The organism is Streptomyces liliifuscus, from assembly GCF_016598615.1.
GTDB lineage: Bacteria > Actinomycetota > Actinomycetes > Streptomycetales > Streptomycetaceae > Streptomyces > Streptomyces liliifuscus.
The window spans coordinates 5,403,186-5,415,098 of sequence record NZ_CP066831.1 but is presented as its reverse complement, the minus strand read 5'-3'; the positions used below and the strand labels follow the sequence as shown (position 1 = coordinate 5,415,098).

Genomic DNA, 11,913 nt, shown 5'->3' with positions numbered 1-11,913 from the left:
CCCGCCGAAGTCCCCTCGACCAGGCCCCTGTTCGGCTCAGTGGAATGGTCCATCCGTGACAACCGGTCCCCCAGGTGTACGACTTGAACAGGACCGGAGCCGCTTGAGCGCGACACGATCGATGTCATGCGCTCACGACGTCGCCATCCCCTGTTCCTCCCCGTGCTGCTGTGCGCGCTGGCCGTCCTGATCGCCCGGCCCACGTCGGCCACGGGAGACACCGACACCCGGGGCGGCCTGAGCGCCGAGGTGGTGCGGCTGTACGAGGAGGCTTCGCTGGCGACGCAGCAGTACGAGGCGGGGCGCCGGGAGGCCGAGGTGCAGCGGGGCCGGGCGCAGCGTCTGGAGCGGCTCCTCACGCGTGAGCGGGAGGACATCGCCGCGCTGCACGGGGATCTCGGCCGGATCGCGCGCGCCCAGTACCGCAGCGGCGGCGGACTCCCGCACACCGCGCAGATGCTGCTCGCGGAGAGCCCCGAGGAGCTGATGCGGGGTCAGCGTGCCGTCTGGCAGGCGGATCTGGCGGTCAACAACGCTGTCACCAAGAGTCGCAGGGCCGAGGCACGGCTCGCCGCCGACGAGGAGAAGGCGGCGTCGGCCTGGCAGGTGCTGGAGCGGCGCAACGGCGAACTCGCCAAGATCAAGCGGGGGATCGAGAAGAAGCTGGAAGAGGCCCAGTGGACGCTCCAGGGGCAGGCGGACGCCGCGGTCGCGGCCGGCGCGTGCCGTGGCGCCGTCCGGCTCGACCAGCCGCGAACGGGTTTCGTCCAGCCGTGGGTCGCGCCCGTGGAGACGTACGAACTCTCCTCGGGCTTCGGCAACGGCGGTGATCGCTGGGCGAGCCGGCACACCGGGCAGGACTTCGCGGTGGACATCGGGACGCCGGTGCGGTCGGTGGGCGCGGGGCGGGTGGTGAAGGTGTCGTGCGGCGGCGCGTTCGGGATCGAGGTCGTGGTGAAACACGCGGGGGGCTACTACACCCAGTACGCCCACCTGGCCGCTGTCACCGTGGAACAGGGCGAGCGGGTGGCCGCGGGGCAGTGGGTGGGCCAGTCGGGCACGACGGGCAACTCGACCGGGCCGCATCTGCACTTCGAGGTACGCCTGACGCCCCAGCTGGGATCGGGAGTCGATCCACGGGAGTGGCTGGCCAGGCGTGGGGTTCGGCTGTAGATCGAGGTCCAGGAGAGGGTGGGTAAGGGGCAGGCGCCAGGATGCCGTCCCTTACCGGCGCTCGGCGAGTGTCGGCTCGACTACTGGCGTGCGGCGAGTGTCCGCTCCGCTACCGGCGGTCCGCGAGTATCCGCTCGATCACGACGGCCACCCCGTCCTCGTTGTTGGCGACCGTACGACCGGAGGCTGCCGCGATCACGTCGGGGTGGGCGTTGCCCATCGCGTACGACGTGCCCGCCCAGGTGAGCATCTCCACGTCGTTGGGCATGTCGCCGAAGGCGACGACCTCCTCGTGCGAGATACCGCGCTCGGCACAGCACAGCGCGAGCGTGCTGGCCTTCGAGACTCCGGGGCCGCTGATCTCCAGGAGAGCGCTCGGGCTGGAGCGGGTGACGTTGGCCCGGTCGCCGATGGCCAGGCGGGCCGTCATGAGGAAGTCGTCCGGGGCGATCTCGTGGTGGAAGGCGAGGATCTTGAGCACGGGCTCATCGGCACCGGGCGCGTCCGGCGCCAGGAGTTTCTCGGCGGGCGCGAGGGTGTCGGGGGTCTCCATGTGCAGCTTCGGATACGCCGGCTCCTGGTAGAAGCCGTACGTCTGCTCGATGGCGAACACCGTGCCCGGCGCGGCGTCACGGAGCAGCCGTACCGCGTCGAGCGCGTTCTCCCGCGCCAGTTCCCGGACCTTGACGAAGCGGTGGGCGCCGGGGCCGCCGTGCAGGTCGACCACGGCGGCGCCGTTCCCGCAGATGGCGAGGCCATGACCGTGGACATGGTCGCTGACGACGTCCATCCAGCGGGCGGGCCGTCCTGTCACGAAGAAGACCTCGATGCCCGCCTCCTCGGCGGCGGCCAGGGCGGCGATCGTGCGCGGCGAGACGGACTTGTCATCGCGCAGCAGGGTGCCGTCGAGATCCGTGGCGATCAGCCGGGGCGGGAGAGTGGAGGCCGGGTTCCCGGGCCGTCGGGTCGCTGAGGTCACTTCCTCATTCTCCCGCATATGCGCGCACGGGCGTGCGGCGGTCCGCACATCTGAGTGACACCTGCCCTCACCTGCACCTTTTTCATCCACGGGGTGCAGTGCGGCCATCCTGGAGGGAACCGGGTGAAGGACCGTCGAAGCGGCCGCCACCCCCCGATCAGCCTCGGGAGCGTGCCTCGGGAATGAGGTGTCGGAGGGAGGCGCCGAGGCGAGGCGCCGGAGCGACGTGTCGGAGCGGGGTGCCGGGCAGGGCCTCAGCCGAGTTGTCCGACCGCCTCCATCGCGATGTGCTCGAAGACCTTCTCGTCCGCGGCGAAGTCCGGATAGTCCGGGACGGGCCAGTGGATCACGATGTCGGTGAAGCCCAGCTCCATGTGCCGGCCCGCGAAGTCGACGAACGCGTCGAGGGACTCCAGCGGACGCGCGCGGTCCGGGGTGAAACCGGTGAGCAGGACCTTGTCGAGTTCGTTCACGTCGCGGCCGACCGCCTCGCACGCGGTGGCCAGCTTCTCGACCTGTCCGCGAATGGCCTGAACCGACTGCTCGGGCGTGCCCGTCTCGAACAGTTTCGGATCGCCCGTCGTCACCCACGCCTCCCCGTACCCGGCGGCGAGCTTCAGCCCGCGCGGCCCGGTGGCGGCGACCGCGAAGGGCAGCCGGGGCCGCTGGACGCACCCGGGGATGTTGTAGGCCTCGCGCGCCGAATAGAACGTGCCGTCGTACGAGACGGAGTCCTCGGTGAGCAGCCGGTCGAGCAGCGGCACGAACTCGCCGAAGCGGTCGGCTCGCTCGCGCGGCGTCCAGGGCTCCTCGCCGCTCTTCAGCAGCGTTGTGGCGTCGAAGCCGTTGCCGCCCGCGCCGATGCCCAGTGTGATCCGGCCACCGGAGATGTCGTCCAGCGCGATCAGTTCCTTGGCGAGGGTCACCGGATGCCGGAAGTTCGGGGAGGTGACCAGCGTGCCGAGGCGCAGCCGGTCGGTGGCTCCCGCGGCGGCGGTGAGCGTCGGCACCGCCCCGTACCAGGGCCCCTCGCGGAACGTCCGCCACGACAGATGGTCGTACGTGAACGCGGTGTGGAACCCGAGCTGCTCGGCGCGCTGCCATGCGGAACGCCCTCCCTCGTGCCAGCGGAGGTACGGCAGGATCACGGTGCTCAGGCGCAGACTCATGCCTCAGAGCCTAAGCGCAGCCGCCAGGCACACCTCAAACGGCCGGTGGGCGGTGCGGGGTCCCTGTCCGGGGCCGGGCAGGCTCGCAGAGGATGGACTTGGCTCAGGCAAGCCCGCGCCGATGGGTCCGGGCAAGCCCGCGCTGATGGATCTGGGCAAGCCCACGGGGGGATGGACTCGGGCCAGTCCGCTGCGATGGGTCCGGGCCAGCCCGCCGGACGACCCGCGTCCGCTCAGTGCGGGGCCGGAAACCGCAGATAGCGCGGGGGCACGGCGGCCGTGAGCCAGACCCCGTTGGCGCTCACCCGGAACTCGTGGCCGTCGCGGTGCATGGCGGCCGCGTCCACGGAGAGCACGACGGGACGGCCGCGGCGGGCACCGACACGGGTCGCGGTCTCGCGGTCGGGCGAGAGGTGCACGTCGTGCCGGTTCATCGGCAGCAGCCCCTCGGCGCGGATCGCGTCCAGGCTGTGGGCGACGGTCCCGTGGTAGAGGTACGCGGGCGGGGTCGCCGCCGCCAGGCCCAGGTCGACCTCGACTGAGTGGCCCTGGCTGGCACGGATCCGCGAGCCCTCGATCGCGAATCGCCGCTTGTCGTTGTTCGCGACCACGTGGTCGAGCTCGTCCCGGGTGAACCGGAAGCCGTGTGCCGCCGCCGCGGCCATGAGCGTTTCGATCTCGACCCAGCCGGCCTCGTCGAGCGTGAGCCCGATCCGCTCGGGCTGATGCCGCAGGTGCTTCGAGAGATACTTCGACACTTTCACGGTGCGTCTTTCGTCCATCCCGCCAGAGTGCCTGGCGAGATGCTCGTCACGCATTTGATTTTGACTCGGAGGTTTGATCCACAGCCAAGTGCGTTATCCACAGGGCCAGTTGGAGAATCTGTGGACAACTCGCCGACACTTTACGATGGTTCGTCAACTTTCTTAGAGTCGCCATGATTTGCGGCGAGGGCGTCCAAGGCACGGGCCCTGACCTCCCGTTCGGCGGCCACGGCGATGAACTCCGCCGCGTTCTCCGCGCCGACGAGCCGCTCCACAGCGGTCATTGTCTCCACGGGGACGACCACGGATCGCGTCTCGTCCGCAGGCACCGGGGGCTGCTCGGCACCGAGATGCCGACGCAGATGCCGGTTGGCGAACAGCCGCATGGCCCGGGCGAGTTCGGCGTCCACCGTCTGGCGTGCGAGCGGCCGCAGACGTCGTACGAGTGCGGCGGCTTCGGCGGCATCCGCGTCCGTCGGAGGGTGCTCGCCGAGATAGCGGGCGAAGACGTGCTCGCTGGTGAACTCCAGGAAGCGCGAGGCGATGTGCTCCACCTGCCCCCTCAACTCCCGCAGATGGCCCGAGATCGCGGACAGTGGGACGCCCGCCTCGTACAACTCGGCGGCCACGGCCAGCTCTTGGGGGCTCGGCACAAGAAATGTGTCCTCGCTGCCCGGAACGCGTTCGAGCACCCCGAGCTCGACGGCGTCGGCAACCGCCGTGTCGTCCGGGTGGCCGCCGAACCGCTCGTCGAGCTCGGCCCGCGAGATACGGACCGCCTCCTCGTCAGTCCACGGCCCGTCGACCTCCGCGACCAGACCGAGCACACCGCCGAGGCCCCGGCCCGCGTCCCAGGCCTCCAGGAGTTCCTTGATCGAGGCCAGTGTGTAGCCGCGGTCCAGGAGGTCGGCGATCTGGCGCAGCCGGGCCAGATGGGCGTCCGAGTACACGTTGGCGCGGCCGCGCCTCTCGGGCCGGGGGAGAAGCCCGCGGTCCTGGTAGGCGCGGATCGTCCGGACCGTGGCACCGCTGTGGTGCGCCAGGTCCTCGATCCGGTACGCGACGCCGGCCGGCTCGTCGTCCACGGTCCCTGCCTTCCCGAGTCCTCGTCGCCACCCGATACCGCTACCTGATGCAGCCACCTGTACCGCTACCCGATGCCGTTACCCGATCGCGGCTCTGCCGATCGCCCCCGCCGCCGTCCGGGCAGCGGGTGACTGCGCCAGATACTCGACCGCCCTGCGCATCGAGCCCTCCTGCGAGGGATGGTACGAGCGCCGCAGATAGCGCGGCACGGCGGAGCCGAGCTCCTTCCACGTGGGCAGCAGCCCCTTGCGCACCGCCCGGTTGTGCGCGCCGAGCGAGTAGCGCAGCCGCCCGGCCAGCCGCGGGTCGTGACGTATGAGGTAGGCCGCGCCCCACGCCCACATGTACAGCATCACGGGGGCAGTGACCGCCATGCCGGCGACCCTGCGCGCGTACCGGGGAAGGCCCTCGCCGCCGCAGTGCTGGTACATGTCGAAGGCGACCGCGCGGTGCTCCACCTCCTCCGCGCCGTGCCAGCGCAGCAGGTCGAGCATGACCTCGTCGGCCCCGGCACGGTCGAGCCCCTCGGCGGCCAGCACCCAGTCGCCCAGGACCGCAGTGAACTGCTCGATCGCCGCGATCACCGAGAGCCGGAAGCGCAGCCACTCCGGAGCGGATATCGGTGCGCCGAGCGGCGGGGTCTCGCCGAGGATCTTCTGGAAGAGGTAGTCGACGTGCTTCGTGTACGCGGCCGTGTCGAGGTCCTGTGCGGCGAGGTGGTCCAGCACGTACGAGTGCTGCACGCTGTGTGTCGCCTCCTGGCCCATGAACCCCTTGACGTCCTTGAGGAGTTCGGGGTCGTGGACCAGCGGGAGGCCCTCCTTGAAGACCTTCACGAACCACCGCTCCCCTGCCGGCAGCAGCAGGTGCAGCACGTTGATGACGTGCGTCGCGGTCGGCTCGTCCGGTATCCAGTGGAGGGGGGTCTCCTCCCAGTCGAAGGACACCCGCCGCGGTGTGATCGGGTAGTGGTCGCTCACGGTGGTGCCTCCATCGGTCACAGGGGTGGCTCCATCCGTGCGATCGCGCGCAGCGCCCTGGGTGTGAAGCGGGACATGAGGCGGCCGCCGCGCGCCTCCGCGGTCACGGGGACCACGGCCTGGTTGCGGACGACCGCGCGCAGCACGGCCTCGGCCACCTTCTCCGGCGGGTAGTTGCGCAGCCCGTACAGCCGCGCGGACTTCTTCTGGCGCCGCTTCTCCTCGTCGGCGTCGACCCCCGTGAAACGCGCGGTCGACGTGATGTTCGTGTTGATGAAGCCCGGGCAGATCGCCGAGACCCCGATGCCCTGCCCGGCCAACTCGGCGCGCAGGCACTCGCTGAGCATCAGTACCGCCGCCTTCGAGGTGCTGTAGGCGGGCAGCGTCCGGGAGGGCAGATACGCGGCCGCCGACGCGGTGTTGACGATGTGGCCGCCCTGTCCACGCTCGGCCATCTGCTTGCCGAAGAGCCGGCAGCCGTGGATCACGCCCCACAGGTTGACGTCGAGGACGTTGCGCCAGTCCTCCGCGGTGGTGTCGAGGAACGAGCCGGACAGTCCGATTCCGGCGTTGTTCACGAGGACGTCGACCACCCCGTACTCAGCTGCGACCTTCTCGGCGAGCTTCTCCATCGCCTGCTCGTCGGAGACGTCGACCGTCTCGGCCCACGCTTGAGGGGCACCGATGAGCCGGGACAGCTCCGCGGTGCGGGCCGCGCTCTCCGCGTCCCGGTCGACGGCCACCACGCGCGCGCCGGCCTCGGCGAACGCGAAGGCGGTGGCCCGCCCGATACCGCTGCCCGCACCGGTGACCAGCACCAACTGCCCGCCGAAGCGGTCGGCGTACGGACCGGTCGCCGCCGATGCGGTCCTCCCGCCCTCGGTGGCGGTCACGAACTCAGTGATCCAGGCGGCCAGTTGGTCAGGGCGGGTGCGTGGGACCCAGTGCTTGGCCGGGAGCGTGCGGCGCGTCAACTGCGGGGCCCACAGCTCCAGCTCGTCGTAGAGCTTCTCCGACAGGAACACGTCCCCGAGCGGCGTGACGAGCTGCACGGGCGCGTGTGCGTACGCGTCGGGGCGCGGCCTGCGCAGCCGGGCCCGTACGTTGTCCCGGTACAGCCAGGCGCCGTGCGCGGCGTCTGTGGGCAGGGACGGGGTCGGATAGTCGCCTCCGGGGACCTTCTCCAGCCGCCGAAGGATCTTCGGCCACTGCTTGCCGAGGGGGCCGCGCCAGGCGAGTTCGGGCAGCGCGGGGGTGTGCAGCAGATACACGTACCAGGACTTGGCGCCTTGGCCGAGCAGTTGGCCGATCCTGCGGGGTGTCGGGCGGGACACGCGCTTCTTGATCCAGTGTCCGAAGTGGTCGAGGGACGGCCCCGACATCGACGTGAAGGAGGCGATCCGCCCCTCGGTGCGCTTGACCGTGGTGAACTCCCAGGCCTGGACCGAGCCCCAGTCGTGGCCGACCAGGTGGACGGGACGGTCCGGGCTGACCGCGTCCGCGACCGCCAGGAAGTCGTCCGTCAGCTTCTCCAGCGTGAACCCGCCGCGCAGTGGCCGCGGCGCCGACGACCGGCCGTGGCCACGCACGTCGTAGAGCACGACATGGAAGTGGCCGGCCAGGCGCGCGGCGACCTCGGACCACACCTCCTTGGAGTCCGGATAGCCGTGCACGAGCATCACCGTCGGCTGCGCCGGGTCGCCCAACTCGGCGACACACAGCTCGACCCCGCCCGTACGCACCCAGCGCTCGCGCGAACCCTCAAGCGTCACTTGTCCTCCGCCCAGCGCCGCACGTGCGGCAGATCGTCGTCCAGCCAGAAGGCGCTCTGCTCGGGGTCCGCGGAGTCCGTGACCACCAGGATCTCCTCGAACTTCGCGCCCGTACCCCGGAATCCGAGGTGCGGCTCGACCGCCCACAGGCCGGGCCGGGGCGGGTGGTCGGAGAACCTGTACGGCGACCACAGCGGGGACCAGCCGTCACGGTGGCCATGGATCGCGTCGCTCGCCAGGCCCTTGAGCGACTGCGTGCCGAACCCGAACAGGTTCGGTGACCAGCGCCGTTCTCTGACCCGGTCGACCTTGTGCGCGATCACCCCGAAGGGATACGCCCGGTGCCGGTTCGCGTAGCCCTGGCGGACCATGAGCCGGTCGACGTCCTGGTAGATCTCGCGCAGTGGGCGCCGCTCGCGCACCTCGCGCAGGATCAGCTCGCGGTGGGTCTCCAGGTCGGCGAGGAGCCTGTCCTGCAGCGGGTTGGGCCCCAGCGAGCCGGAGTACCCGATGTCCGCGGTGAAGCCCTTGTACACCGGTGCCATGTCGAGGATGAACGGCATCCCCGCCTCCAGGCGCCGGTTGGTGGGGAAGAACTGCAGCGGGATCCGGAAGTCCACGAACGCCGTACGGTCCCCGAACCAGGCGAAGGGCAGATGGAACCAGTCCCGCACACCGCGCTCGCGCAGCCACTCGCGCTGCATCCGAGCCGCCTCGCGCTCGGTCACGCCGGGCTTCAGCTGCGCCGCGACCGCCTCCGCGCACTCGTACGCGAGCCGCTGTACCTCTCTGAACCCCCGCAGTTCCGCGGTGAGTCCGCCGCGCCTCCCCGAAGAAGTCCCTGGTGAAGCCGCTGCCGCTGCCACTGCCGAGGTCATGCCACCGTCCGTCCCACGCCGACTGCCGTACACGCCCGCAACTTGACACTGATGAATGTGACAATTGTTGGAGGCTGCGTCAATAGGTGTGCACGCGAGCTGTGGACAACCGGGCCGATGTGGACAACCGGGTCGGGACGGGCCCCGCGTGATGCCGGTCGTGGGCCGCTGGTTGTTCGACCTCAGGGGGACCCCTACGGGCCCGTAATACCCGAGAGGGACGCCGATACAGCTCCCAGGGTTGACGACCACTGTGGTCTGCGCCACTACCTTCGAATTGTGACTGTGATCGCGACCGAAAGCCTGAGCAAGCGGTTCCCGAGGGTGACCGCTCTTGACCGGCTCTCCGTGGACGTCGGGCCCGGTGTGACCGGACTCGTCGGAGCCAACGGAGCCGGCAAGTCCACACTGATCAAGATCCTGCTGGGTCTGTCCCCCGCCACCGAGGGCCGTGCCGAAGTGCTCGGACTCGATGTCGCCACCAAGGGCGGCGACATCCGTGAGCGCGTCGGGTACATGCCGGAGCACGACTGTCTGCCGCCCGACGTCTCGGCCACCGAGTTCGTCGTCCACATGGCGCGCATGTCCGGCCTGCCCCCGACGGCGGCCCGCGAGCGCACCGCGGACACGCTGCGCCACGTCGGCCTCTATGAGGAGCGATACCGACCCATCGGTGGCTACTCCACGGGCATGAAGCAGCGCGTGAAGCTCGCCCAGGCGCTGGTCCACGACCCCCAGCTGGTCTTCCTGGACGAGCCGACGAACGGCCTGGACCCGGTCGGCCGTGACGAGATGCTCGGACTGATCCGCCGTATCCACACCGACTTCGGCATCTCCGTCCTGGTCACCTCGCACCTCCTCGGCGAGCTGGAGCGCACCTGCGACCACGTCGTGGTCGTGGACGGCGGCAAGCTCCTGCGGTCCAGCTCCACCACGGACTTCACGCAGAGCACGGCGATCCTCGCGATCGAGGTAACCGACACCGACGAGCACCCGGACGGCACCCGCGCGGTGCGTGACGTGCTCCAGGCGCGCGGGATAGACACCCACGACGGCAGCGGACTGCCCGGCGCGGGCCACATCCTCCTGCTCACGGCGGAGGGCGAGGAGACGTACGACGTCGTCCGGGACGTCGTCGCCGACCTGGGCCTCGGTCTGGTGCGCATGGAGCAGCGCCGGCACCACATCTCGGAGGTCTTCAAGGACAGCGACGAGCAGGCTCTCCAAGGCGGCGACGAACAGCGGAAGGAGGCGGTCGGCCATGGCGGTTGAGCAGCCCCCGGCACAGACCTCGGCCCAGGCCACGGCCCCGGCCCGCCCGGGCGAGCAGACCCGGATCCACAACATCGGCTACCGCAACTACGACGGCCCGCGCCTGGGCCGCGCGTACGCCCGCCGTTCGCTCTACTCGCAGTCCCTGCGCGGCGCCTACGGCCTCGGCCGCTCGGTGAAGTCCAAGGTGCTGCCGATGCTGCTCTTCGTGGTCATGTGCGTCCCCGCGCTGATCATGGTCGCGGTCGCCGTCGCCACCAAGGCGAAGGACCTGCCCGTCGACTACACGAGCTACGCGGTCATCATGCAGGCCGTCATCGGCCTGTACGTGGCCTCCCAGGGACCGCAGTCCGTCTCACGTGACCTGCGCTTCAAGACCGTGCCGCTGTACTTCTCGCGCCCCATCGAGACCGCCGACTACGTCCGCGCCAAGTACGCGGCACTGGCCTCGGCGCTGTTCATGCTCACCGCCGCACCGCTGCTCGTGCTGTACGTGGGCGCGCTGCTGGCCAAGCTCGACTTCTCCGACCAGACCAAGGGTTTCGCACAAGGGCTCGTCTCCGTGGCACTGCTCTCTCTCCTCTTCGCCGGCATCGGCCTGGTCATCTCGGCGGTCACGCCCCGGCGCGGCTTCGGCATCGCCGCCGTCATCGCCGTACTGACCATCTCCTACGGAGCCGTCTCCACTGTCCAGGCCATCGCCCACTCGCAGGACAGCACCTCGGCGATCCCGTGGCTCGGCCTGTTCTCACCCATCACGCTCATAGACGGCGTACAGACCGCCTTCCTCGGCGCGTCGTCCTCGTACCCGGGTGAGGTGGGGCCCTCGTCCGGACAGGGCGTCGTCTTCCTCCTCGTCACCCTGGGACTCATCGCCGGCTGCTACGGCCTGCTGATGCGCCGCTACCGAAAGGTCGGACTGTGACCACGCTCACCATCGACCACGTGTCGCGCTGGTTCGGCAACGTGGTGGCCGTCAACGACGTCACCATGACGATCGGCCCCGGCGTCACCGGCCTGCTCGGTCCGAACGGCGCTGGAAAGTCCACCCTCATCAACATGATGGGCGGCTTCCTGGCCCCCTCCACGGGCAGCGTCACGCTCGACGGCCAGGCGACCTGGCGCAACGAACAGATCTACAAGCAGATCGGCATCGTCCCCGAGCGCGAGGCGATGTACGACTTCCTGACGGGCCGCGAATTCGTCGTCGCCAACGCCGAGTTGCACGGCCTGGGCGACAAGGCCGCCCAGAGGGCTCTCGCCACGGTCCAGATGGAGTACGCGCAGGACCGCAAGATCTCCACGTACTCCAAGGGCATGCGCCAGCGCGTGAAGATGGCCTCGGCGCTGGTCCACAACCCGTCCCTGCTGCTCCTCGACGAGCCCTTCAACGGCATGGACCCGCGCCAGCGCATGCAGCTCATGGACCTGCTGCGGCGCATGGGCGACGAGGGCCGTACGGTCCTCTTCTCGTCCCACATCCTCGAAGAGGTCGAGCAACTCGCCTCGCACATCGAGGTGATCGTCGCCGGACGGCACGCGGCGAGCGGCGACTTCCGCCGGATCCGCCGCCTGATGACCGACCGCCCGCACCGCTACCTGGTGCGTTCCAGCGACGACCGTGCCCTCGCGGCCGCGCTCATCGCCGACCCGTCGACGTCCGGCATCGAAGTGGACCTCCAGGAGGGCGCGTTGCGCATCCAGGCGGTCGACTTCCCACGCTTCACGGCACTGCTGCCGCGGGTGGCCCGTGACCACGGCATCCGGCTGCTCACGGTCTCGCCGTCCGACGAGTCCCTCGAGTCCGTCTTCTCGTATCTCGTCGCGGCGTAGGAGGCCC

Annotated in this window: 11 protein-coding genes; 4 read left to right on the top strand and 7 right to left on the bottom strand. The window is 70.1% G+C overall.

Features of this window, described 5'->3' with window-relative positions; translation table 11 throughout:
• Positions 1 to 126: 126 nt before the first annotated feature.
• Entirely contained in the window at positions 127 to 1,173 is a 1,047-nt protein-coding gene (locus JEQ17_RS23165; RefSeq protein WP_200397013.1) for a M23 family metallopeptidase, read from the top strand.
• A gap of 109 nt (positions 1,174 to 1,282) precedes the next feature.
• Here the strand turns inward: JEQ17_RS23165 and JEQ17_RS23160 are convergent, their stop codons facing one another.
• The 7 genes from JEQ17_RS23160 to JEQ17_RS23130 all read right to left on the bottom strand — a co-directional run bounded on the left by JEQ17_RS23160 (position 1,283) and on the right by JEQ17_RS23130 (position 8,801).
• A complete protein-coding gene (locus JEQ17_RS23160; RefSeq protein ID WP_200397012.1) occupies positions 1,283 to 2,170 on the bottom strand; it encodes a Cof-type HAD-IIB family hydrolase in 888 nt (295 codons plus the stop codon).
• 236 nt (positions 2,171 to 2,406) lie between these two features.
• The gene (locus JEQ17_RS23155; protein ID WP_200397011.1) at positions 2,407 to 3,321 is read right to left on the bottom strand and encodes an LLM class flavin-dependent oxidoreductase; all 915 of its coding nucleotides are present in this window, start codon (positions 3,319 to 3,321) and stop codon (positions 2,407 to 2,409) included.
• Positions 3,322 to 3,554: 233 nt separating this feature from the next.
• Entirely contained in the window at positions 3,555 to 4,103 is a 549-nt protein-coding gene (locus JEQ17_RS23150; RefSeq protein ID WP_200397010.1) for an RNA 2'-phosphotransferase, read from the bottom strand.
• A gap of 122 nt (positions 4,104 to 4,225) precedes the next feature.
• The gene (locus tag JEQ17_RS23145; RefSeq protein WP_200397009.1) at positions 4,226 to 5,170 is read right to left on the bottom strand and encodes a MerR family transcriptional regulator; all 945 of its coding nucleotides are present in this window, start codon (positions 5,168 to 5,170) and stop codon (positions 4,226 to 4,228) included.
• A 78-nt stretch (positions 5,171 to 5,248) separates the two neighbouring features.
• Positions 5,249 to 6,172, bottom strand: a complete 924-nt coding sequence (locus tag JEQ17_RS23140) for a metal-dependent hydrolase (RefSeq protein ID WP_200397008.1) — start codon at positions 6,170 to 6,172, stop codon at positions 5,249 to 5,251.
• Positions 6,169 to 7,923, bottom strand: a complete 1,755-nt coding sequence (locus JEQ17_RS23135) for an SDR family oxidoreductase (RefSeq protein WP_200397007.1) — start codon at positions 7,921 to 7,923, stop codon at positions 6,169 to 6,171. Before JEQ17_RS23135 ends, JEQ17_RS23140 begins: the two co-directional genes overlap by 4 nt.
• Positions 7,920 to 8,801: a M24 family metallopeptidase gene (locus tag JEQ17_RS23130; RefSeq protein ID WP_234048325.1), complete on the bottom strand. Its 882-nt coding sequence runs from the start codon at positions 8,799 to 8,801 to the stop codon at positions 7,920 to 7,922. Before JEQ17_RS23130 ends, JEQ17_RS23135 begins: the two co-directional genes overlap by 4 nt.
• A gap of 285 nt (positions 8,802 to 9,086) precedes the next feature.
• On the opposite strand from JEQ17_RS23130, the gene JEQ17_RS23125 reads away from it, so the two are divergent.
• The 3 genes from JEQ17_RS23125 to JEQ17_RS23115 are packed head-to-tail and all read left to right on the top strand — an operon-like array spanning position 9,087 to position 11,906.
• A complete protein-coding gene (locus JEQ17_RS23125) occupies positions 9,087 to 10,073 on the top strand; it encodes an ABC transporter ATP-binding protein (protein WP_200397006.1) in 987 nt (328 codons plus the stop codon).
• Positions 10,063 to 10,998: an ABC transporter permease gene (locus JEQ17_RS23120; RefSeq protein ID WP_055613973.1), complete on the top strand. Its 936-nt coding sequence runs from the start codon at positions 10,063 to 10,065 to the stop codon at positions 10,996 to 10,998. The genes JEQ17_RS23125 and JEQ17_RS23120 overlap by 11 nt, the downstream gene beginning before the upstream one ends.
• Complete coding sequence (locus tag JEQ17_RS23115; protein WP_189841576.1) at positions 10,995 to 11,906, top strand: ABC transporter ATP-binding protein; 912 nt, start codon at positions 10,995 to 10,997, stop codon at positions 11,904 to 11,906. The genes JEQ17_RS23120 and JEQ17_RS23115 overlap by 4 nt, the downstream gene beginning before the upstream one ends.
• The last annotated feature ends 7 nt before the right edge of the window (positions 11,907 to 11,913 follow it).

What these genes read in the sequence shown, in the direction of transcription:
- JEQ17_RS23120 (WP_055613973.1), top strand. Translation starts at nt 10,063, where the DNA reads ATGGCGGTTGAGCAGCCCCCGGCACAGACCTCGGCCCAGGCCACGGCC.
- JEQ17_RS23155 (WP_200397011.1), bottom strand. Translation starts at nt 3,321, where the DNA reads ATGAGTCTGCGCCTGAGCACCGTGATCCTGCCGTACCTCCGCTGGCAC.
- JEQ17_RS23165 (WP_200397013.1), top strand. Translation starts at nt 127, where the DNA reads ATGCGCTCACGACGTCGCCATCCCCTGTTCCTCCCCGTGCTGCTGTGC.
- JEQ17_RS23150 (WP_200397010.1), bottom strand. Translation starts at nt 4,103, where the DNA reads ATGGACGAAAGACGCACCGTGAAAGTGTCGAAGTATCTCTCGAAGCAC.
- JEQ17_RS23160 (WP_200397012.1), bottom strand. Translation starts at nt 2,170, where the DNA reads ATGCGGGAGAATGAGGAAGTGACCTCAGCGACCCGACGGCCCGGGAAC.
- JEQ17_RS23130 (WP_234048325.1), bottom strand. Translation starts at nt 8,801, where the DNA reads ATGACCTCGGCAGTGGCAGCGGCAGCGGCTTCACCAGGGACTTCTTCG.